Source organism: Hoylesella pleuritidis, assembly GCF_963541955.1.
Taxonomy (GTDB): domain Bacteria; phylum Bacteroidota; class Bacteroidia; order Bacteroidales; family Bacteroidaceae; genus Prevotella; species Prevotella pleuritidis.
Map to the genome: position 1 here is coordinate 16,186 of NZ_CAUTUT010000009.1, position 22,042 is coordinate 38,227.

Annotated in this window: 17 protein-coding genes; 10 read left to right on the forward strand and 7 right to left on the reverse strand. The window is 47.1% G+C overall.

Annotated features, from left to right (window positions below; all coding sequences use genetic code 11):
* The first annotated feature begins 4 nt into the window (after positions 1 to 4).
* The gene (locus RWY97_RS05130; RefSeq protein WP_315565901.1) at positions 5 to 1,441 is read left to right on the forward strand and encodes a DUF6080 domain-containing protein; all 1,437 of its coding nucleotides are present in this window, start codon (positions 5 to 7) and stop codon (positions 1,439 to 1,441) included.
* A complete protein-coding gene (locus RWY97_RS05135; protein ID WP_315565903.1) occupies positions 1,438 to 2,802 on the forward strand; it encodes a DUF6080 domain-containing protein in 1,365 nt (454 codons plus the stop codon). Before RWY97_RS05130 ends, RWY97_RS05135 begins: the two co-directional genes overlap by 4 nt.
* Positions 2,803 to 2,815: 13 nt before the next feature.
* Here the strand turns inward: RWY97_RS05135 and RWY97_RS05140 are convergent, their stop codons facing one another.
* A complete protein-coding gene (locus RWY97_RS05140; protein WP_315565905.1) occupies positions 2,816 to 4,252 on the reverse strand; it encodes a lipopolysaccharide biosynthesis protein in 1,437 nt (478 codons plus the stop codon).
* A 110-nt stretch (positions 4,253 to 4,362) separates the two neighbouring features.
* On the opposite strand from RWY97_RS05140, the gene RWY97_RS05145 reads away from it, so the two are divergent.
* Positions 4,363 to 5,415: a glycosyltransferase gene (locus RWY97_RS05145; RefSeq protein WP_315565907.1), complete on the forward strand. Its 1,053-nt coding sequence runs from the start codon at positions 4,363 to 4,365 to the stop codon at positions 5,413 to 5,415.
* A 9-nt stretch (positions 5,416 to 5,424) separates the two neighbouring features.
* Here RWY97_RS05145 and RWY97_RS05150 read toward each other — a convergent pair whose 3' ends face one another.
* From RWY97_RS05150 to RWY97_RS05160, 3 genes are all read right to left on the reverse strand, one after another.
* A complete protein-coding gene (locus tag RWY97_RS05150) occupies positions 5,425 to 6,222 on the reverse strand; it encodes a FecR family protein (protein WP_315565909.1) in 798 nt (265 codons plus the stop codon).
* A 116-nt stretch (positions 6,223 to 6,338) separates the two neighbouring features.
* Complete coding sequence (locus RWY97_RS05155; RefSeq protein WP_315565911.1) at positions 6,339 to 7,331, reverse strand: DUF4249 domain-containing protein; 993 nt, start codon at positions 7,329 to 7,331, stop codon at positions 6,339 to 6,341.
* 6 nt (positions 7,332 to 7,337) lie between these two features.
* Positions 7,338 to 9,980, reverse strand: coding sequence for a TonB-dependent receptor (locus RWY97_RS05160; RefSeq protein ID WP_315565912.1), 2,643 nt, complete (start codon positions 9,978 to 9,980; stop codon positions 7,338 to 7,340).
* Positions 9,981 to 10,630: 650 nt separating this feature from the next.
* On the opposite strand from RWY97_RS05160, the gene RWY97_RS05165 reads away from it, so the two are divergent.
* The 7 genes from RWY97_RS05165 to RWY97_RS05195 all read left to right on the forward strand — a co-directional run bounded on the left by RWY97_RS05165 (position 10,631) and on the right by RWY97_RS05195 (position 16,680).
* Positions 10,631 to 11,104 carry an Lrp/AsnC family transcriptional regulator gene (locus RWY97_RS05165; RefSeq protein WP_024992085.1) on the forward strand — a complete coding sequence of 158 codons (474 nt, stop codon included), beginning with the start codon at positions 10,631 to 10,633 and terminating at the stop codon, positions 11,102 to 11,104.
* A gap of 6 nt (positions 11,105 to 11,110) precedes the next feature.
* A complete protein-coding gene (locus RWY97_RS05170; protein WP_315565915.1) occupies positions 11,111 to 12,928 on the forward strand; it encodes a membrane dipeptidase in 1,818 nt (605 codons plus the stop codon).
* A 7-nt stretch (positions 12,929 to 12,935) separates the two neighbouring features.
* Positions 12,936 to 13,970, forward strand: a complete 1,035-nt coding sequence (locus RWY97_RS05175) for a M28 family peptidase (protein WP_390883259.1) — start codon at positions 12,936 to 12,938, stop codon at positions 13,968 to 13,970.
* Between the two features lie 508 nt (positions 13,971 to 14,478).
* A complete protein-coding gene (locus tag RWY97_RS05180) occupies positions 14,479 to 14,988 on the forward strand; it encodes a gamma carbonic anhydrase family protein (RefSeq protein WP_315565916.1) in 510 nt (169 codons plus the stop codon).
* Positions 14,985 to 15,734 (forward strand): copper homeostasis protein CutC, encoded by a 750-nt coding sequence (locus tag RWY97_RS05185; RefSeq protein WP_315565918.1) that lies wholly within the window; start codon positions 14,985 to 14,987, stop codon positions 15,732 to 15,734. The genes RWY97_RS05180 and RWY97_RS05185 overlap by 4 nt, the downstream gene beginning before the upstream one ends.
* Before the next feature lie 73 nt (positions 15,735 to 15,807).
* Positions 15,808 to 16,158 (forward strand): insulinase family protein, encoded by a 351-nt coding sequence (locus tag RWY97_RS05190; protein WP_315565920.1) that lies wholly within the window; start codon positions 15,808 to 15,810, stop codon positions 16,156 to 16,158.
* Positions 16,159 to 16,173: 15 nt separating this feature from the next.
* A complete protein-coding gene (locus tag RWY97_RS05195) occupies positions 16,174 to 16,680 on the forward strand; it encodes a M16 family metallopeptidase (RefSeq protein WP_315565921.1) in 507 nt (168 codons plus the stop codon).
* Between the two features lie 511 nt (positions 16,681 to 17,191).
* Here RWY97_RS05195 and RWY97_RS05200 read toward each other — a convergent pair.
* From RWY97_RS05200 to gltX, 3 genes are all read right to left on the reverse strand, one after another.
* On the reverse strand, positions 17,192 to 18,955 hold the full coding sequence (locus RWY97_RS05200) for a 1-deoxy-D-xylulose-5-phosphate synthase (protein ID WP_315565922.1): 1,764 nt from the start codon (positions 18,953 to 18,955) through the stop codon (positions 17,192 to 17,194).
* 293 nt (positions 18,956 to 19,248) lie between these two features.
* Positions 19,249 to 20,499 (reverse strand): 3-deoxy-D-manno-octulosonic acid transferase, encoded by a 1,251-nt coding sequence (locus RWY97_RS05205; RefSeq protein WP_315565924.1) that lies wholly within the window; start codon positions 20,497 to 20,499, stop codon positions 19,249 to 19,251.
* Between the two features lie 25 nt (positions 20,500 to 20,524).
* Complete coding sequence (gltX, locus tag RWY97_RS05210) at positions 20,525 to 22,042, reverse strand: glutamate--tRNA ligase (RefSeq protein ID WP_315565925.1); 1,518 nt, start codon at positions 22,040 to 22,042, stop codon at positions 20,525 to 20,527.

A 22,042-nucleotide genomic window follows, 5' to 3' on the forward strand; every position in this document is an offset into this window, starting at 1 on the left:
AACGATGCGAAAAATCCTCCGTCTTTTTCAAATTCACCGAGAAGAGCGATGGCCTGCACTGCTGCTCATCGTACTCTTCACCGTTTTAAACGCGCTTGTTATTCACAAGTACGCAACCCAATTCACCTTATCTCATAAGAATTATCGGGCTTTTTTTATTCAGACTTTCCACATTTCAGGTTACGATCCATTGACTTATGAAGTCGTTTCACAGTGGACCACGGGCTATAACATATACCGACATCCGCTGTTGGCATTCTTGATGTACCCTGTTTACGGGCTCAATCAAGGTTTAATAACGCTTACCGGTCTTAACTGTGTACAATTCGTTGTGGCCGTTTTGCTGCTTTTCTGCACACTTTATACCTTTATTTTTCTGTTAAGAATCTTCAAAGAACTTATCGGTTTGCCGCAAGTCGATGCGCTATTGCTCGCTTTTCTCACCTTTTCTTTTGCTTATGTGTTGGTCGCTTCGATTGTTCCCGACCATTTCATCTTATCGATGTTCATACTGATCTTCACCCTTTACGTCAACGGAAGACGACAAATGGCAGGCCGACCGTTGACCCGATGGCAAACCGTTGGCCTCTTTCTGCTCACTGCGGGCATATCGCTCACCAACGGCATAAAGGTGTTTCTTGCCGCACTTTTCACCAATCGCCGCCGCTTTTTCAAGCCTTCGTTCTTACTTCCAGCCGTCATTCTTCCCGTTATCGGACTCGGGATGTTCGCTCAATGGGAGTTCGACACATTTGAAAAGCCTAAAAACGAACGACGTGAAGCATTCAAAGTACGAAGCGAAAAACGACAACGTGCGAAACTGTTTCAGGCCTATCAAACAGCGAATGAGCTGAAAGACTCAGTCCAAATCGCTGCAATCGTCGACTCGGTGATGCGACTTCGCGCCTTAGAAGCCTATCAAAAGCAGCAGCAAGAGCCCAATGTAGCACACAAAGGAACGCCCATCGCACAAGTAGAGTTCCTAAATTGGAGCGACATCAGCACTTCGCGGGGCGCCACTTGCATCGAGAATCTCTTCGGCGAGTCGTTTATCCTACACCGAGAACATCTCCTTGAAGACACGCTTGCAGGCCGACCGGTCATCGTTCGTTATCGTTCGGCCCTGCCCTATATCGCCGAAGGGCTGATTATCTGCCTCTTCCTGTGCGGTATTTGGTGCGGACGCAGAAGCCGATTGATGTGGATGAGCCTCTCGTTTTTCGGTTTCGACCTACTGCTTCATCTGTTGATCGGCTTCGGAATCAATGAAGTTTACATTATGACTCCGCATTGGGCGTTTGTCCCGACAATAACAACGGGTTTTCTGTTTAAAACTTTACAGGGACGAAAACGCATACTTTTACGTGGCATTACGGCGTGTCTTGCCGGTTCGCTTTTGGTTTATAATGTAACACTCATTGTGCAATACCTCCTCCGATGATACGCATTTTCAAGTTGAAAAACGAAGAGCGGTGGATCGCTCTCACAGCTTTTGTAGTCATCGCAACACTGCTCGGCCTGATGATTTACCAATATTCGCCCCTCTTTCTCAAAGGAGGCGCATTGGGATATTGGTCTATTTTCTCGCGCAATTTCCGTATGTCGGGTTACGATTGTTGGTCTTACATCACGCTGTCAAACCTTAGAATCCACTTTGAAACAATGCGTCACCCGCTCTTTCTGTCGCTTCTTCTACCCTTGTTTCAAATCAATCAATGGCTGATGGATGCCACAGGAATCAACTTCGCAGTGTTCTTAATGGGTACACTGACCACCTTTTGTGCCGTCTACGCACTCATATTCCTTTACCGAACGATGAAAGACGTCATCGGACTCGGCATTATCGACGCCCTACTTCTCACACTTTTATTTTTCAGTTTGGCACACGTGATGGTCGCAATGATCGTTCCCGACCATTTCGTCCTGTCCCTTTTCCTACTCACTTTAACACTATATGTGGCGGGAATGAAATGTAAACGCGGCGAAACATTCACGCTTTGGCAGTCAGCTTTGTTGTTATTCCTTACCGCAGGAGTCACCGTTACCAACGGGGCTAAAACCCTTTTGGCCGCCCTCTTTATAAATGGCCGCCGTGTGCCGACAATAAAATTCATCTTCATCGGTGCCCTGTTACCCCTCGCTTTACTGTTCGCCATCCAGCGTTTCCAGTACAAAGTCTATGAGATTCCACAACAAACGACTGTCCGACAGATTACGGAAGCGAAGCAAAAGAAAGATAGTGCGGGCGTGGCTCGCCATCAATCACAACGCAAGCAGTGGGAAACCGAACACACAGGAAGACCTATCAGCAACCTGCCTTTGCTCAAAATGACTGACGTAACAACGCCGCGCGTACCCTCAATTATCGAAAATCTCTTCGGCGAATCCATTCAGTTACATTGTGATCACCCGTTAGAAGATATGGCCTTTACGCGACCCGTCTTCGTTACTTATCGTTCGATACACAATTATATCATCGAATTTACTTTGCTGGCATTGCTTTTCATAGGGCTGCTGTGTGGCCGTCGGTCTTCTCTTTTACAGATGTGTGCATCGTGGTTTGCCATCGATTTCACCCTCCATATCATCTTGGGGTTTGGCATTAACGAGGTTTACATAATGTCGGCAGATTGGATTTTCATCTTTCCTGTCGGTATGGCGTATCTCGTTCGGATACTGAATCCAGGGCCGCGACTTATTTTCCGTTTTGTCACGGCAAGTCTCACGCTCTATCTTCTGGCGTGGAACGGCAGCCTGCTCATTACCCATCTGCTCACGCCTTACCGCCTGTTGGTACGGTAAAAACAACAAACAGTTATCGTTTTCGATGCAAGAGATACTGCAAACTCTCGTCTAATATCTTCGCATGAGCCAACTTCATCACGGCAAAATAAGCCAAAGCAGCCACCAATATCTTAACGATCATTCGCAAGAACATAGGCTCGATGAACGCCGCTCCATAAAAAACGGCCAGCATAACGATACCCGATGTGAGAAAAAAAGGCATTACATCGCGGGCCATATCACGGTATCTGACCGAAATCAAACGATGGACGAGAATCTGCCAGACACTCACCCACACGATGTTCAACGCCGAATAAGCTGCCACCATAACCTCAATACCCTGCGAATGGAATGCAAGGATAGTGCCGATAGATGTCAGTATCAGTCCGATATTGCCCCACATATACGCATCCGACCGCCCTTTGCTGACCAAAAGATTCTGAAATGCAGTGTGAAGAGGTAGAAACGCGCCGCTGACACACAGTATCTGCAACAGCGGGACACTGGGAATCCACTTCTCTCCAATGGTCAACACGATAAACTCTCGTGCTATAATGGCCAATCCGAACATAACGGGAAAAGACAGAAAAGCCGTGAATCGCACCATTTTTCGGAACACTTGAGCCAGCCGACTGTCGTCATCCGTCACCCGGGCAAACACCGGTTGGGCCACTTGCGCCACCGTTCCGGCCACCAACGAATAGGCCATCGTATTCCATTTATAAGCCTGCGTGAAGCAGCCTACAATGCTTGAAGAGAACAACCGACCGAAAATGACAGTCAGAATGTTGTTACTCACGGTGTTGATAATCGTCGTCAGCATCATCTTTGAGCTGAACCCGAACATCGCCCGAACCGGAGTGAAGTCTATTTTGCGTGTAGGGCGCCACCGAATGCAGGAAAATTTACCGAAACTCGTAATCGAAACATACAGCAGCTGCTGCCAAACCAAACTCCAATAAGCCTTTCCCAATAGCGCCATCGTAATGCCGACAAGGCCTGAAATGAGTAGAGCCGAGATACGAATAACTGTTGTTTCTTTCACCATCAAGTGCTTGAACATATACGCCTGAGGCACAATGCCGATTGCCGAGAGCGGAATCGCAAGGAAAGCAACCTTCGACAACACAATGATATCGGGCTGGTGGAAATACGAAGCAATGAGAGGTGCACAAAGAAAGAGAACAAAATACAGCCCAGTTCCCATCAACAGAGAGAACCAAAACACTGCATTGAAATCGCGGTCGGCTGCATCTTGCTTGTTAACGAGCGCCGACGTAAATCCGCTTTCTTGTAAAGCACTCGCCACAGCAGTAAAGATCGCGAGCATTCCGACCAATCCATAGTCGCTCAAAGACAATAAACGCCCCAACACAATGCCGAAAACAGCATTGAGAATCTGCATTGCTCCGTTGTTCATTGCACCCCAAAGGAGTCCCTTGGCGGTCTTATCTTTCAGCTCGCTCATTGTCGGTCGCAAGGCGGAAAGCGCCCATTTGCCTGTTTAAGAATTGCAAAAATAGCACTAAATAACGGATAAATCAAGTATTTTTAGCTATTTTTGCAGACACGAGAACAATGAAAGTATATTATTATCACACGATAGACACAAAGCGAGTCTATACCGATTGGCAGGAAGGAAGATTCCCCGGACACTTCCTTTACGGTGCAACGCACTTGCCGAAGTACGGCATTGACGTCGTGTTTCATCGTCCTATCCGTCCTCGTAGGCGGTGGATGCTCACGCTGCATACGGCTTGGTGCATCCTCACTTGTCGCGAACGATTCGACACGATCTATGCAACGACTTTCCGAGGAATAGAAATTCTTATCTTTCTCCGCGCCTTGGGACTTTACAGAAAACCCATTTTTGTGTGGCACCACCAGCCCATTCGTCAGGCAAAGAACCCGTTGCGCGAATGCATCGCACGGCTTTTCTACCGAGGAATGGACCATCTTTTCTTCTTCTCCAATAAACTTTTGAACGACTCTCTGCGCTCACCCAAAGCACGAAAAGACCGTATGAGCGTGGCGAGATGGGGCGCCGACCTCGACTATTACAACCGACTGGCAACGCAATTCGACATCACCAATCGCCACGGTTTCATCTCTACGGGTCGAGAGTTGCGTGATATTCCGACGTTGGTAACGGCTTTCAACAATGCGGGGCAAGCATTAGACATCTATATTTGTAAGCGTTATCTCAATGACGATTACGAACAGCAGCTCCGTGAATTGCAGCTTATGCCAAACGTGAAAGTACACTTTGTCGAGGGAATGGTGCATCAGGAAATGAGTCATTTGGTCAATCGCGCACAGTGCGTTGTGGTCTGTTGTCACTCATCCGACTATACCGTGGGGCTCACTACGATTGTAGAAGCCTTGGCCTTAGGTCTTCCGCTCGTTTACACATACAATCCGCAGATGCCCGTAGACATTGAAAAGGCCGGCTGCGGAATCGCTGTCGACGTAGCCGATGCACGCGGATGGGAGCATGCCATAAATTATTTAGCTACTCATCCGTCAGTTGCCCACGAAATGGGTAAGCGTGGTCGGCAGATAGCCGAGCAGCAATTGAATCTCGAAAACTGCGCCAATGATGTAGCAAATATGCTTCTCAGACACTCCTAAGCTCCTAACTTAGGGGCTTGGAAAAGAGCGAATTTCAACCTCTAATGTATGCTCGATGATTCTCACTAACTTGTCTAAACGCTCCGTTTGGAAGTCGGCAGTGAGGCGTTTTTGCGACTGATCTGTCATGAGTGATACGCCATAATAGGCTGAAAGCGTACGGAGTACCTCGCTGAGCGGGGTGTTACGGAAATGAAATTGATGCGTAGCCCACGCCGTTCGATTGATATCGGGACGACGATTGAGCTCGGGGCGACGGGCACCCCGATACAAAGTGCCACTCATCCCACGTGTCAGAAAGAGGCCGTCAGTTGTCGAACGAGCAGTAAAAAGTACTTTCCCCTCGTTGACAAGCACGCTCGTGGCCTGTGCTTTTTCGTCTACTTCAAACTTGGTTCCAAGCACCCGAACGCACCCGATACGGTCGTTCACATTGAAAGGACGGGCTATATCGCGCCGCACTTCAAAATAAACGCGGCCCGACATCTGCACATTGCGACAGTCTGTTGTCGCATACGACAGCGTGGAATGCGGTGCAAGCGTAACCCGCGAACTGTCGGGCAGGAGATAGACAACTGTCGTCTCACCTGATTTGAGCACCGTTTGTTTATCACGCAAAAGGTATGTCACACCGCCAATCATTAAAATCAGTAGGGCGGCTACCATCGAAACGTATCGCCACAAACGACGTTCAACGGCTCGATGATTGCGTTTTTTGATTTCACAGAGGGCTTTCTGTGTATCAAGTTTACCCGATTGATAATATCGGAGCACGAAATCCAGCTTCTTTTTTTCGTCTTTTTCCATTGTTGTCAGAGATTGATTTTTAAATACTTGCTATTTTACACTCTTACCACTTACTTCTTTTCTCATTGTAGTCAGAAATTAAAATCCCTGTTAGGAGCAGCAGATGACAGAGGCTGTCAGCGTTTATCGGGCTCCTTTCGGTTTACGGTGTAAGCACCCAAAAGGCCTATTCCGCCGACGATATTTGAATAAATCGGACTGATTTGAGCCAGACCTACTCGTGCAAGACCATTGTTTGCAGCATCATTCAACGACTTAATGAACAGGTAATAGTCGCGAGTGATGCAATAAAGTTCTGTAAAATACTTTATATTTTTCAGTTGATAATCGTTAAACCAATCACTGACATTGAGATGCATTGTATAGGTTTGCCCATTGATCTGTTTATCATCGAAAATGTAAAAACGGTTATACGACCCGCTCTCAAAGCCGAAATTGCTGTCAAGATCAGACAAAGGCTTGAGCAAAGGTTCGTCTTTCGGGTTGATTTCCATACGAAACCACGCTGAATCAAGGGCAATTTCAGTCGGCGGATAGCCCTGATAAAGACCTCCGTTTTTTCTGAAATAACCCTTCGCCGATACGCTCACAGCATAATAGTCAGCGCTCGCTGCATCGTCGGTGAAAGTGGGTTGCATCTGTATATACTTCTGAGCTCTCCCACTTTCATAATCATACCGCCGGACTTCCTGCATTTTCAGCTGTGCAATCGGCACCTCTTTGGGAATCGTTGTAGATGCATAAACAGAGCCGATACCGTCTGCCGAGATAGCCAAGTCAATCTGATCGCCCGGTCGTTGCAGGCTTGTCACGTAGTATTGACCGCTACGCTTCTGCCGAACGACCTGCTCTTGCCTATTGATTCGATAAGAGATGCGTGCATTATTGATAGCTTTCACCTCGTCGGCGATCTTTTTCTGCTGTACGGGAATGCTTCTACTGACATTGATAAACGTGGTATCAGCCGTCGACGGGAAACAATAGACCACCATCTTAGGGCTCTCTCGCAGCACGTTTATATCGAATTGATCCTTGCAGGAGCTGAAAGTGAAGGCCAGCACAACAACTACCGCCACGACATATACAATATAATTGGATGTAGATTTCATTGTTTTTCAGAATTTAATTGTATAACTTACCGATGGAATCAATGGTATAAAACCTTTCGTCCGCACGTTGAATGTCTTGTTTTCACGCAACTTCACATCTACGAATAACGGATTCAGATGCCAGTAAGCATTGTAAATGCTGACGTTCCAAATGCGTTCGTGCCCTTTCTTTGTCGTGTGATGGAAATCGAATCCGAGGTCTAACCGATGATAAGCAGGCATAGAAACATTGTTAGGATGCGAATAAACGAAGCCGCCCTCGCGCGCTCTTCCAAGCCCGTCGGGTACATCCGGCATAGCGGCATACTGTGTAGGGAGGGTTATTCGATTGCCGGAATGATAGGTCCAAGCGGCATAAGCCGAGATCTTCGGCGTAAACTTGTAACGCACGACGATATCAAATTTATGACGATTATCAAACTTATCGAAGTACCAAGATGGATAGAAGTCATTGAATCTGCGCTTATTCCACGAGAGCGTGTAGCTTGCATTGATGTCCAAACACGGTGAACGGTATTGCAGATCAGCCTCAATGCCGTACCCGACACCCTTTCCTTCCATCACATTTCGGTCCCATTTGTCGGCCGAAGGCTCCAAACCCATCCAGCTACTGTATTGTAACAAATGTGCAGAACGTTTGTAATAGCCTTCCAATGACACGAAAAGGCGGGGCGAAAGCTGGGCATACGCACCCGCAGCAACCTGCAACGAGCGCATCGGTTGCAGTCGGCGAGTGGTGGGAACCCAGTAATCGGTAGGCAAGTTGAGGTAAGAGTTGGAAATTCTGTGCACGAATTGCGTCATCATCGTATACGAAGCTTTCAGCGAAAGACGCGGATTCACTTGATATTTCACGGCCAGTCGCGGGTCAACACAAGTAAAACTCTTGCCATTTATATGAAAGAGAGCCGCATTGAGACCTGCTTCCGCACTCCAATGATCAGTGAGTGTCACTTCGTCTTCTGCATAAACGCTCAGCTCGTGAGCCGTATGTCGGTTGCTTCCGGCACTTGATAGAGTGTCGACAGACCCAACTTGGCCATAGAAATTAAGCTGACTTCGGGTCTGAGGACGGAACAAATGGACAATATAATCGTGCCCGAAGCGGATGTGATGACGCGGAACGGGACGATAATCAAAAGCTGAACGATAGCCGAAATCATAGATTGTAGAGCGATAGGTATGCTCCGTGTGACTGAGATACCCTACAAATTGCCCGTCCTTTTCAGTCCGCGAGTCTTCCAAATTACTGAACTTGGCGTGGTTGTGCGAGTAAATGGCGCTGAAATTAGCAAAGAGTCGGGGTGTGAAAATATAGTTCCAGTTGAGCGCTACATTGAAGTTTCCCCAACTGAATACATTCTCCGTGTCGTCCCTATACGTCATTTGCCGTGTCGTTTCTTCTCTATCTTTATCCTTAACAGTCAACGCGTCGTTGCCCGAATACAAACTAAGATAAATCTTTGAACGGTCATTGAAGACGTGGGTTACCTTTCCGTTGATGTCGTGAAAGGCGTAACCAAGATTCACTTTCTCCTCTTTGTTGTAATGGTTGGCTATTGCCAAGGCCGGCTTTAACAGGAAATCGAGCCACGTACGACGTATACCGAAATTGAACGAAGTACAACCCTTCTTGATAGGACCCTCTATTTGAAAGCTTCCGTCAATCAAACCGATACGGTAAGTGCCGTGAACTTTGTGCATATCTCCGTCATTCGTGCGCGCATCTACTACCGAAGAAAGACGCCCTCCGTATCGAGCGGGAAAGCCACTCTTATAAAAATCCACATTCTTCATCACGTCAACATTGAACGAAGAGAACAGACCCAGCAGGTGATTGGTTTGATAAAGCGGCGTGCCATCAATCATATAAAGGTTCTCATCATCGCTTCCGCCATGCACGTAAAGTCCTGACATCAATTCGACTCCTGCCGAAACGCCCGACACTTTTTGCAAAGTCTTCACCACATCGGGCGAACTTAGCAACGAAAACTCGGTCTTAATGTCGTGCGTTGAGAACGAACGCTTGCCTGTCTGCGTGTTAAGCAGCGGTGAATTCATATCGCCCGTCACCACCACTTCGGTCAGACGAGCATTCTCTTTCAGCTGAACGGTGATCCATTTATCGGCCGTAAGCAAAACGTTTTCTATCCGATCGTCGAATCCGATGTAAGAGATGCGGATGTGATGCGATCCTTCGGGCAACGTGAGCGAGAAGAAACCATACTCATTGGAAGTTGTTCCCTGCCGCGTGGTGAGGTCGAACACCGTGGCATTGATCAGTGATTCGCCGTTGCCATCACGCACGAATCCGCTCAAAGTATGCCGTTGTTGTACTCTCTTCTGCTGAACCTTGATCTCCCGTTTATGCAGTAAGACATATCGCCCCTGCACTTCCCAGTCAATATCCGTTCCCTGAAAGACATTCCGCAAAGCATCAGTGAGTTTCATACCGCTGATATTCGGACCGTAGTAGGGGCGTTCCACGTCGATGTCTGCATCATAAACAAAGTTTATGTGATGCGTTTTGTGCAGATAATCCATCTGTTGTTTGACAGTCGTTGGCGGCTTAGCTTCCGCCACAAGTGATGTAAGCAGCAAGAGAATCAGCAGAAGTGGCCGTTTGATGAATCGTTTCAAGTTCTTCATTTACATTCTACTTTTTACTTCAAAGACGGCAAATCAGGAAAAATCCCCACACGATATCCCTTCCTTTTTATTTATTAACATTTGATGAACAAGCTTCGGATAATAGCCTTATCCCCCGAAGTTAGAGGGTTAGGAGACTGTAAACGGAGACTCATTTCAACTCAGATATAAGACCAAAAGAATCTAAATAAATTTAGTTTGTATATAATTGATTCTCAGCTAGATACAAATTCCTTTCCAATTAACGGTTAATCATCGCACAACTAACGGTTAAACGCAATGCATTTAACCGTCTTTCACCTTGCGATTAACGACTAAACGCGTGATGATTAACCGTTAATTGGAACCTAAGCTATATCTATTTGATTCTCAACAAGATACAGATACTATTAAGTTCTTGTTCTATTATTCTCCCGTTTAGGCATCAATCAAAGAATGAGCAATTGTCAATGAGTAATTAGATACAGGTCCTCCATCCCGCTAACTTTGGGAAGTTGGCCCTCTATTTATCCCCTCTTACATTCCCATTCCTGCTTTCAGATTGTAAAAATAGGAATAAAAAACGGGGCAAAATGTTGTCTATATCAATTAAAATACCTATTTTTGCTACCACATTGTATAACTTCAATCTAAACAAAACGGATGTAAAGATGGAGAAAATAGATAATCTTGACAGAAAGATTTTGGGCATTCTTTCACACAACGCACGTATTCCGTTCAAGGATGTAGCAGCAGAATGCAAGGTGTCGAGGGCCGCAATACACCAGCGAGTGCAACATTTAGTGGAGAATAGAGTCATCACCGGCAGCGGATTCGAGGTAGATCCGAAGTTGCTCGGATATGCAACTTGCACATATGTGGGGATGAATCTCGAAAGAGGCAGTATGTATAAGAATGTCGTCAGCAGGTTAGTGGAGATTCCGGAAATCGTGGAATGCCACTTCACCACAGGCTCTTACACAATGCTTCTCAAACTCTATGCACGCGATAACGAGCAATTGATGGATCTACTCAACAATAAATTGCAAACCATTCCGGGTGTAGTGTCGACCGAAACGCTGATTTCGCTCGAACAAAGTATCAAACGCGAGATTCCGATCGACATCGACGAGGACAGAAAGTAAGCTGCAATGACAAAGAATTTTGACTTAGATGCCAGGCTTGCTCCTGTCTATTCGACTTATCCCGAGGCATCGCATCGCCCGCTGATCGGCCTTACTGCCAATTTCGCCGACAGCAATGCGATGCTTCGCAATCATTATTACGAGCAGGTTGTTGCGGCTGGAGGTGTACCCGTTATTATCCCGCCGGTGACCGACAAAGATGTAATCATCAACACACTCGACCAAATCGACGGCTTACTTCTTACCGGTGGTGGCGACTATAACCCGCTTTGGGCCGGCGAACAACCGTCACCTCATCTGCACGGAATCAATGCCAAGCGCGACTTAGCAGAACTCTTACTCACTCGTTTGGCTTATAACCGACAGATTCCGATGCTCGGAATCTGTCGCGGAATACAGACTTTGGCCCTCGCTTTGGGTGGAAAGGTGATGCAAGATATTGCCGAAAATCGTGCTGATGAGCTCAAAAAAGACTCAGAAACTCATCTACTTACAAACTCAAAAACTCAAAAACTCATTAAGCATTCGCAAGAAGCAGACAACAGCGAGCCTACTCACACGGTGAAGATTGAAATAGATTCTACCTTATATAATATATACCGGCGCCACGAAATCTATGTCAACTCGCTGCATCATCAAGCTGTAAGCGATACGGGCAAGCGTTTCCGAGTTACCGCGACGGCACCCGACGGCACCATTGAAGCCATCGAAAGTAGCGAGTTTAAGTCTGTTTTGGGTGTGCAATGGCATCCCGAATGGTTGGAAGAAGACGGTATGCGCGTGTTCAAATGGCTCGTCGACGAGGCGAATGACTTCCGTTCGGCCAAGCATTTGCACGCAAAGATACTCACACTCGATACTCATTGCGACACGCCGATGTTCTTTCCGCAGGGCATTCACTTCGATCAACGCGATAAACGGATATTAGTCGACCTGCATAAAATGACCGACGGGCGGCAAGATGCAGTAACAATGGTGGCTTATTTACCACAACCGAAGGCGGGAGAGAGCTTCTCTTCAAAGGTAGATTTTGATGTTTCGGGACCCACCGAGTATGCAAATCTCATTTTCAATAGGATTGAAGAGATCGTGCATAACAACAACCGGTATTTGAGTTTGGCCCGAACGCCGGCCGATCTGTATGAAAACAAACGTCAAGAACGAAAATCTATCGTTCTGGGAATCGAGAACGGACTGGCAATCGGGTGTGATTTGGCCAATGTCAAACACTTTGCGCAACGCGGAGTAACCTATATCACGCTTTGTCATAACGGTGACAACGACATCTGCGACAGTGCTCGTGGCAGTCAAACGCATAATGGTGTGAGTGCATTCGGCGAACAGGTGATCCGCGAAATGAACCGATGCGGCATCTTGGTAGACCTGAGTCACGGCGCAGAAAAAAGCTTTTACGATGCGCTCGACATCAGTTCGACGCCCATTGTGTGCAGTCATAGTAACTGTAAAGCGCTCTGCGACGTACCGCGTAACCTCACCGACGACCAGCTTCGGGCGCTCGCGGCCAAAGGAGGAGTGGCACATACCACGCTTTACGGCGGCTTCTTGCGCAAAGACGGAGCTGCAAATATCACCGATGCCATTGCTCATCTTGAGCACGCTATCCGTATAATGGGCATCGATCACGTAGGTCTGGGAACCGATTTTGATGGAGACGGCGGCATCATCGGGCTTGCAGACTCGTCCGAACTCATTCAATTCACTCTCCAACTACTGCGACGCAGGTACAGCGAACGTGATATTGCTAAGATATGGGGCGGCAATTGGCTGCGCGTGATGACGCAAGCGCAGCAGCAAAAAGACTGAAATCCGTATGAAAAAGAGAACAATCATAATGTCATCTATCATCGCATTGCTTGTCGTTGTGGCCTTGAGCTACAAGCCATTGATGGCTCATCTCGACGACAGAAACAAGTCGGCAACTGTCGAAGAGGCTGAGAAACCGAATCCGTTGGGGCCTGCTTTCAATGCCGACAGTGCCTATACATTTGTCAAAATGCAGTGCGATTTCGGTCCGCGAACGATGAACAGCACAGCGCATGACCGTTGTGCAGCGTGGATTATCAGCCAATTCAAACAGTACGGATGTGAAACCGAGGTACAGAAAGCCACATTGAAAGGTTACGACGGTACTGCGTTGCAAAGCCAAAACATCATTGCACGCTTCAAGCCGACGGCTCCTGTGCGTGTACTTTTATGTGCCCATTGGGACGCCAGACCGTGGGCCGACAACGATCCGGACTCTACCAACTGGCGCAAACCTATCCTTGCGGCCAACGACGGAGCCAGTGGCGTAGCCGTGATGATGGAGATTGCGCGTCTGATCAGCACCGACAAGCAATTGAAAATCGGTGTAGACTTCATTTGTTTCGATGCCGAAGACTGGGGTACACCACGTTGGGCGAACGTTGAAGACAATGAAGATAGCTGGGCGTTGGGTGCCCAATACTTTGCACGCAACTTCCGTTTGAATCCTCGTCCACGCTTCGGCATTCTGTTGGATATGGTCGGCGGTCAAGGCGCTAAGTTCTATCAAGAAGCTATGTCGGCTCAATACGCGCCCGAAGTGCTGCAAAAAGTATGGCAAGCAGCCCGCCAAGCGGGGTTTGGTAGCTATTTTCCGATGAGCAAAGGAGGGATGATCACCGACGACCACGTCCCTCTCAACAAGATTGCCAACATCCCGACGATAGATATTATACCCTATTATTCCGACTGTGTACAAAGCAGTTTCGGCCCCACTTGGCACACCGTGTCTGATGATTTGGCGCACATCGACCCGCAAACACTGAAAGCTGTGGGGCAAACTGTCATTCAAGTGCTCTATCAATTACCAATTGAGAATTAGTTATTAACAATCAATAATCTTTCCAAGAACCCTAAGTCAGGAGACGAGAGAATGTGAACAGAGATTAGTTTTATCTCAGACATACCTCCCAAAGAACACAATTGAAAATGGATTTGTATATCATTGGATTTCAATAACATACAAATCCTTTTTCAATTAACGGTTAATCACCATGCGACTAACAGCTAAACGCAGTGCGTTTAACCGTTAGTTGGCGTGCGTTTAATGGCTTTTTGCAGAGCAAGTAACCGTTAATCGCAATCGAGCTTATATCTATTTGATTATCAACAAGATATAACTCTCATTAAATTCTTGTTTCTTTATTTTTCCGTTTGAGATACAACAGGTTTGCATTCCATTGCAAATTGATACGCCAATCAATTCCTACAAGAATATGAAAAAAATCTTTTTGTTCTTGAATAGTATTCTTTTGTCCATCCATTTGAAATATTCCAATAAAAAGAACTATATTTGCAGAGACAATCGGTCATCATCAAAAACAAGAGAAATGGCACTCATTAAAACTGTAAAAAACAAGAAACCGACGTGGGGTAAGCGCTGTTATTTTGCCGAAAATGCTACAATCGCGGGTGATATTCGTATGGGAGACGACTGCTCTGTGTGGTTCGGCGCCGTGTTGCGAGCCGATGTCGACGGCATCACGATGGGTTCACGGGTGAACGTTCAAGACGGAGCGTGTGTGCATCAAACGCACAACTATCCCGTAACGATTGAAGATGACGTTTCGATTGGACATAACGCGACAGTTCACGGATGTACGTTGAGACGCGGATCATTAGTGGGTATGGGGGCCGTTGTGCTCGATCGGGCCGACGTCGGAGCAGGTGCCATCGTGGCGGCAGGTGCTGTCGTGGCTCAGGGAACACACATCGGACCCGGCGAAATATGGGGAGGCATTCCCGCAAAACTGATTAAACGCGTGGCAGAAGGGCAAGCCGAGACGTTCGCCCGACATTATATGGATATCAAAAAAGATTATGAGGAGAACGCAAGATGATAAGAAACGAATTTAAAATAGAGGTATGCGCCAATGGTGTTGAGAGCTGTTTGGCAGCTCAAGAGGGCGGAGCCGACCGCGTGGAACTGTGTGCCGGCATTCCCGAAGGCGGTACAACGCCGTCGTACGGAGAGATAAAAGTGGCGCGACGCGTGCTCACTCGTACCCGTCTTCACGTGATTATCCGGCCTCGCGGAGGAGATTTCGTCTACTCGCCATTAGAAATCGAGCGGATGGAAGAAGACATCGACATAGCTCGCGAACTTGGAGTTGACGGCATAGTATTGGGTTGTCTCACCCCCGAAGGCGGTATCGACCTCGACGTCAACGCACGACTGATGGAGCATACACACGGTATGTCAACCACGTTTCACCGTGCTTTCGACTGTTGCAAAGACCCTTCGACAGCCTTGGAGCAACTCATTGAGTTGGGCTTCGACCGTGTTCTCACTTCCGGTCAGCAGCCCACGGCCGAGCAAGGCATACCTTTGCTCACGGCACTTCATATTCAGTCGGCCGGCCGTACCACGCTGCTCGCAGGCTGTGGTGTAAACGAAGGCAATATCCGGAGCATCTCAGAAGCCACCGATATACGAGAATTTCATTTCTCGGCACGCGTTAAAGTGCCCGGCGCAATGTTCTTTTCCAATCCCAAAGTGTATATGGGCGCACCGGGAGTAGATGAGAATGTACGTGAGATAACATCTTCTGAACGCGTTAAAAACACAATTGCGCAATTGCTATAAGCTGCAATTTACAACCTCGTTTCATTGCTCCTTTTTACTCACTCTTCATTATTTTCTCCTTACTATACCAATAATGAAAAGATACCTCACCCTTATCACGCTGTTTCTTACTACTTTATCGCTCCTTGCACAAACACGAAACCCGTTACAAGTAACTGAAAAACGACTGAGCAACGGGATGCAAGTGTGGCTCAACGAAGACCATACCCGACCGCAAGTATTCGGCGCCGTGGTGGTAAAAGCAGGTTCCAAAGACTGTCCGAACACAGGAATCGCCCACTATTTCGAGCATATTTTATTCAAGGGAACAGACAAAATAGGCACTGCCGACTATCAATCTGAGAAGCCTTGGCCTAACTCCATCACAGCAAAATACGATGAATTGGGCCGCACGAAAGATGTTGTGCGCCGCTCGTTGATATAGAAAGATATCAACAGATTGAGTCTTCAAGCCGGCGAATACGCCATACCTAATGAGTTTCAGACACTGATTCAGCGCTTCGGAGGTACCCAACTCAATGCTTATACGTCAACGGACGAGCCGGTTTATCATAACTTTTTCGTGCCGCAATACATCAATCAATGGTGCGAACTCAACAGCGAACGATTCCTTTCACCCGTCTTTCGTCTCTTCCAAAACGAACTCGAAGCCGTCTACGAAGAGAAAAACCGGTCGTCGGACGATGTCTTTCACAGTGCGATAGACGATATTCAGCATCGCGTTTTCGCCGGAACACCTTACGCTTATCCTATTCTTGGCAGCACGGAAAGCATCAAGAATCCGCAGCTTAGCGAGATGTCAGCCTTCTATCAGCGGCATTATGTAGCCGGGAATATGGAACTTGTGCTCTGCGGAGATATCGATGCCGACACGATAATGCCGTTGTTGGAGCGCACTTTCGGCCCCATCACAGAGCTGAAAAAAGCGTCGATAACTGTTCATTGACAATTACCTGCCCATTCAAGCCTCCTAAGTTAGGGAGTTAGGAGACTGTATCCAATAGATAATTGACAATTGCTCATTCTTTGATTGATATTCGAATGAGAAGAGAATCCATTCTTTTATAGAGGCGGATCAGCATATCCGACTTCACAATAACACACCAATGCCCATCCATTATCTATCATCGTTCATCTATTAAGAATATAAATAAAAAGAGATTTGTATACCATTGATCCTCAACCACATATAAGACTCTTTCCAATTAACGGTTAATCACCGTGCAACTAATGGTTAAACGTCGTGCATTTAACGGTTAAATGCACGACGTTTAACGGCAAATTGAAAAGCCATTCATTTATGATTGCAATAAGGCGATAATTGAAGTGGCCTATAAGGGACAATCAACTGCTTTTCGGGGTATTATAAACAAGGTACCGGTTGCATTTCTACCCTCTCCTTTTCACAATCTTTGGAAAGAAAGCGAAGGTGCAACCGAGACTTCGTTCATTGACTTTTACGATGCAAGAAGGCGTTTGATATCCTCCACAATCTGCTCATTCGTCAGGCGGTTCTCACGTAACAACTCATCGACATCATATCGATCATAAAGCTGTTTCTTCACTCCAAAATTGAGAACACGCATCGATGACGGACCGTAAAAACGCGTGATGCGTTCGCCGAAACCTCCGTCGAGGGTGCCGTCTTCAAGCGTTGCCACGACAGTATGGTCTTGTTTGAGTTTTTCGAGCAATGCTTCGTCGATGCCGGTAAGGTAACGCGGATTGATAAGTGTTGCTTTGATGCCGTCTTTCCGCAATGCTTCTACTACGCATTCACCCTTTTGATAGAAGTTGCCCGCAGCGATAACAGCCACTTGTTCGCCACGTTTCGTTACCTTGAAACGATTCAACGACGAATAATCCGCATCATATTTCTTGCTGCTGTGATAAACTTTGCCCACGGGAACACGTATTGCCACCGAGTATTTATCCTGTTTGATGGCCCACGATTCCATTGCAATCAACTCCTCATACGTGGTCGGAGCCAGATAGACGAGATTGGGAATGTGGCTCAACATCGCAATATCGAAGAAGCAAATATGTGTGAAATCGTTCATTCCGAAAATCGAACAGCCCATCACGTTGATAACAGCAGGATTACCGTTGACACAAAGATCTTGTGCAATTTGGTCGTAAGTGCGTTGCAGAAACGTCGCATACGTGAAATAAACCGGATGCACTCCGCGTTTGGCCATACCCGAGACAATGGCCACTCCTTCCTCTTCGGCAATGCCCACATCGACGAATTGCGGGCCCGCTTGCCTGCGCTGCTCCGGTCCGAAACCCAAAGCCATCGGCACGGCAGATGTAACGGCCACAAGTTTCGGGTCTCGTTTCATCTCATCCAACAGGTATTGCCCCAACATTTGAGACATTGATTCACCGCCATCATCCTTATATGTCAAATCGCCTGTCGTCAAATCGAAAGGCATCCGATAATGCCACAGCTCCTTATTAGCCTTTGCCGGCGCATAACCGTAACCTTTTTCAGTATGAATATGTACCACAGTGGGGCACGTCGTGTCCTTAACAATACGAAATATAGCCACCAATGCCTCTACATTGTTACCCTCTTCGAGATAATGATAACGGAAACCGAAAGCCTTAAAGAAGTTCAATTCAGCCGCACCTTGCGTCTCACGGAGTAATCGGAGATTGCGATAGAGGCCTCCGTGAGGCTCTGCAATGCTCATTTCATTATCATTTACGACAATGATAATATTAGAATTGAGTTCCGAAGCGGTATTAAGTCCTTCGAAAGCTTCGCCTCCGCTCAAGCTGCCATCACCTATAACGGCAATCACATTCTCCTTACCACCGAGCAAATCGCGGGCTTTTTGCAATCCCGTTGCCAATGAAATAGACGTAGAGGTGTGTCCGATCTCGAAATGATCGTAGTCCGGAGCTTCTCGCGGTGAGCTGTAACCGGAAATCGAATCCATACAGTTCACATCTAAAAAGCCATTGACACGATCCGTCAACATCTTGTGCGGGTAGCTCTGATGCGATACATCGAACACCAATTTATCATCGGGCGTATTGAAAACATAATGCAATGCCACCGTGGCTTCGATGAAACCGAGGTTCGGACCGACGTGTCCGCCACGGTGGCTCACCCTATTGAGTACACCGGCACGCACTTCATCGACCACGGTTTGCAGTTGAGCAACATCTAACTTCCGCAGATCGCGGGGCGAATGAATCGTTTCTATATACATAATCGTCTATTGATAGTTTTGTCTTCAAATATTCATTTACGTCTGCAAAGTTATGATTTTCTTGATAAAAAAGGGTTAAACATTTTATACATAATGATAATAAAATTACTGTTTTTGGTCTTTTTCAGACAGAAAAACAATGAGTTTCCTACAAAAAGACAAAAGGCCGTAAGATACAAACACGCTTTTGAAGTCGCCACCGACTTATAGTCTGCATCTTATAGTCCTTTATTCGTTTGTCTGAAACTCAATAAAAGAAGTGTGATTTGTCAATTTTCAACTGGATATAAGCCTTAGATTCCCTTATTCAGAGGACTCTGATTTCCGGCCGAAAATACGTTGTCGAAAATCGTTTCAGTGGCTCCGGCAAGACTGCTGACGAATGTCGAGGCCCGTGTTCCGGCCTCTTGCCGAATAGATGAGTCATCAACGAAACGGCGCATCGTGTGTTCAAACGAAGCATAATCATCGATTTCAAAGCCGCCTTGAGCAGCAAACAGGCCTTGCGCTTCTTGAAATCGCCGATTGTTCGGACCGAAAATGACGGGTACTCCCCATACGGCCGCTTCGAGAACATTATGGATCCCCACGCCAAAACCGCCTCCGACGTAGGCTACATCGCCGTAACGATAAATGCCGGAAAGCAGTCCGAAGCAGTCGATTAACAGGCAATCGGCCTCTCGGGCATCACCAGGTGTGGTACAAGTGTATCTCACCGCCTTGCGATTCAGCTTGGAAAGAATTTGTTGCAGATGGTCTTCAGCGATGACATGAGGCGCTATAATCAATCGCCAATCACGGTGTTCATTGAAGAAACGGATAAAAATGTCTTCGTCGGGAGGCCAACTGCTGCCTGCAACAAACACTGGATGATTCTGCCGAAAAGCTTCTACAATGGGAAGCTCGGGAGCTGTTTGCTTGATTTGCAATACCCGATCGAAACGTGTATCGCCCACAACGTCTACGTCGGTAATGCCGATTCGGGCCAGCAACAGACGGCTTTGCTCGTTCTGAACGAAGAAACGCGTGAAACAGTTGAGCACCTTTGCATAGCTGCGGCCATACCATTTGAAGAACACCTGACCCTCGCGGAAAATACTACTCACGCTATACGTGGGTATGTTGCGGTATTTCAGAATATGCAAGTAATTATACCAGAACTCGTATTTAATGAAGAATGCTATTTCGGGTCGTACCAAACGAAGGAATCGCCGGGCATTGCTGATGGTATCAATCGGCAGATAACAGATGATGTCTGCACCCTGATAATCTTTCCGAACTTCGTAACCCGACGGCGAAAAGAAAGTAAGCAGGATGCGATAAGCCGGAAATCGGCGACGAATAAGTTCTATCAGTGGGCGGCCTTGCTCGAACTCACCTAAAGAAGCAGCGTGAAACCAGATGTAATGGGCCTGCGGATCCACTTTCGATCGCAGCACATCAAAAGCCTGACGCTCACCGCGCCACATCCGTTTAACCTTTGTACTGAACAGACTTGCTATGGCAACGCCTAAAAGATAGATGTAAATAAACAGGTGATACACTGCTGAACAGAGAGTTTTAGATTGTTTATTTCAGTGTGTCTATGGCCTTATGGAGACGCTTTAAGGTCTCTTCTTTGCCGAGAAAAGCAGAGATATCGAACATTCCAGGCCCTTTTCCGATACCGACAAGAGCCAAACGGAATGCATTCATTACATCTCCTAATTTATAGCCTTGCTGTTCGACCCACGCCATTACCACGTGTTCCTGTCCTTCAACGGTGAAGTCTTGGATGCCACTGAGCACTTCGACAAGTTCTGACATCACCTTGGCCGAGTCGGGTTTCCAGCGCTTTTTCACCGTCTTTTCATCGTATTCGGTGGGTGGAATGAAGAAGAACGAGCACAGCGGCCATAGTTCTTTCACGAAGTTTACACGGTCTTTCATCATCGAAACCACCTGAGTGACACGCTCCAAAGTCTCATCCACACCATTGTTAGCCACAATCGGAGCAAAGAGTCCGGCTATTTCGGCATCGCTCTTACGCAGGATGTACTCGTGATTAAACCAGATTCCCTTTTGAAAATCGAACTTAGCGCCAGCTTTGGAACAGCGTGTGATGTCGAAAGCAGCCACCAATTCGTCGAGCGAAAACAATTCTTGATCAGTTCCGGGATTCCAACCCAAGAGGGCAAGAAAATTGATTACAGCTTCGGGAAAGTAACCACTCTCACGAAAACCGGTACTGATCTCACCCGTTTTAGGGTCTTTCCATTCAAGCGGGAACACCGGGAAACCCAGCCGATCACCGTCGCGCTTAGAGAGTTTTCCCTTTCCTTCGGGTTTCAAAAGCAGCGGGAGATGGGCAAATTGCGGCATAGTCGCTTCCCAACCGAACGCTCGATAGAGCAACACATGCAGCGGAGCAGAGGGCAACCACTCTTCACCGCGGATAACATGAGTAATTTCCATCAAGTGATCATCAATGATATTAGCCAAGTGGTAAGTAGGAAGCTCATCGGCACTCTTATACAATACCTTATCATCTAATATGTCACTTTTGATCATTACATCGCCTCTGATCATATCATTAACGCGCACTTCTTCGCCCGGATCAATCCTGAAACGCACTACATACTGCTCACCGTCCTCGATAAGTCGGTCCGTTTCCTCCTTGGAAAGTGTCAAAGAGTTGCGCATTTGCATACGGGTTCGGGCATCATATTGGAAGTTTTGAATCTCGTTTCGCTTGCTTTCCAACTCTTCCGGAGTATCGAACGCAATGTAAGCCTTACCGTTTACGAGCAGTTTTTCAATATATTCCTTATATATTTCACGTCGTTCGCTCTGGCGATAAGGGCCGTACTCGCCTCCGAAAGACACGCCTTCGTCGAATTGAATACCTAACCAGCGAAACGATTCAATGATATATTCTTCTGCACCCGGCACAAAACGATGGCTGTCTGTGTCCTCAATTCGGAACACAAAATCGCCTCCGTGTCGTCGCGCAAACAAATAATTATATAGCGCGGTGCGTACACCGCCGATATGCAAAGCCCCTGTTGGACTCGGTGCAAACCGCACTCTGACTTTTCTTTCTGTCAT

What these genes read in the sequence shown, in the direction of transcription:
- RWY97_RS05180 (WP_315565916.1), top strand. Translation starts at nt 14,479, where the DNA reads ATGGCACTCATTAAAACTGTAAAAAACAAGAAACCGACGTGGGGTAAG.
- RWY97_RS05170 (WP_315565915.1), top strand. Translation starts at nt 11,111, where the DNA reads ATGACAAAGAATTTTGACTTAGATGCCAGGCTTGCTCCTGTCTATTCG.
- RWY97_RS05150 (WP_315565909.1), bottom strand. Translation starts at nt 6,222, where the DNA reads ATGGAAAAAGACGAAAAAAAGAAGCTGGATTTCGTGCTCCGATATTAT.
- RWY97_RS05175 (WP_390883259.1), top strand. Translation starts at nt 12,936, where the DNA reads ATGAAAAAGAGAACAATCATAATGTCATCTATCATCGCATTGCTTGTC.
- RWY97_RS05185 (WP_315565918.1), top strand. Translation starts at nt 14,985, where the DNA reads ATGATAAGAAACGAATTTAAAATAGAGGTATGCGCCAATGGTGTTGAG.
- RWY97_RS05160 (WP_315565912.1), bottom strand. Translation starts at nt 9,980, where the DNA reads ATGAAGAACTTGAAACGATTCATCAAACGGCCACTTCTGCTGATTCTC.
- RWY97_RS05145 (WP_315565907.1), top strand. Translation starts at nt 4,363, where the DNA reads ATGAAAGTATATTATTATCACACGATAGACACAAAGCGAGTCTATACC.
- RWY97_RS05130 (WP_315565901.1), top strand. Translation starts at nt 5, where the DNA reads ATGCGAAAAATCCTCCGTCTTTTTCAAATTCACCGAGAAGAGCGATGG.
- RWY97_RS05165 (WP_024992085.1), top strand. Translation starts at nt 10,631, where the DNA reads ATGGAGAAAATAGATAATCTTGACAGAAAGATTTTGGGCATTCTTTCA.
- gltX (WP_315565925.1), bottom strand. Translation starts at nt 22,042, where the DNA reads ATGACAGAAAGAAAAGTCAGAGTGCGGTTTGCACCGAGTCCAACAGGG.
- RWY97_RS05140 (WP_315565905.1), bottom strand. Translation starts at nt 4,252, where the DNA reads ATGAGCGAGCTGAAAGATAAGACCGCCAAGGGACTCCTTTGGGGTGCA.
- RWY97_RS05190 (WP_315565920.1), top strand. Translation starts at nt 15,808, where the DNA reads ATGAAAAGATACCTCACCCTTATCACGCTGTTTCTTACTACTTTATCG.
- RWY97_RS05200 (WP_315565922.1), bottom strand. Translation starts at nt 18,955, where the DNA reads ATGTATATAGAAACGATTCATTCGCCCCGCGATCTGCGGAAGTTAGAT.
- RWY97_RS05155 (WP_315565911.1), bottom strand. Translation starts at nt 7,331, where the DNA reads ATGAAATCTACATCCAATTATATTGTATATGTCGTGGCGGTAGTTGTT.
- RWY97_RS05135 (WP_315565903.1), top strand. Translation starts at nt 1,438, where the DNA reads ATGATACGCATTTTCAAGTTGAAAAACGAAGAGCGGTGGATCGCTCTC.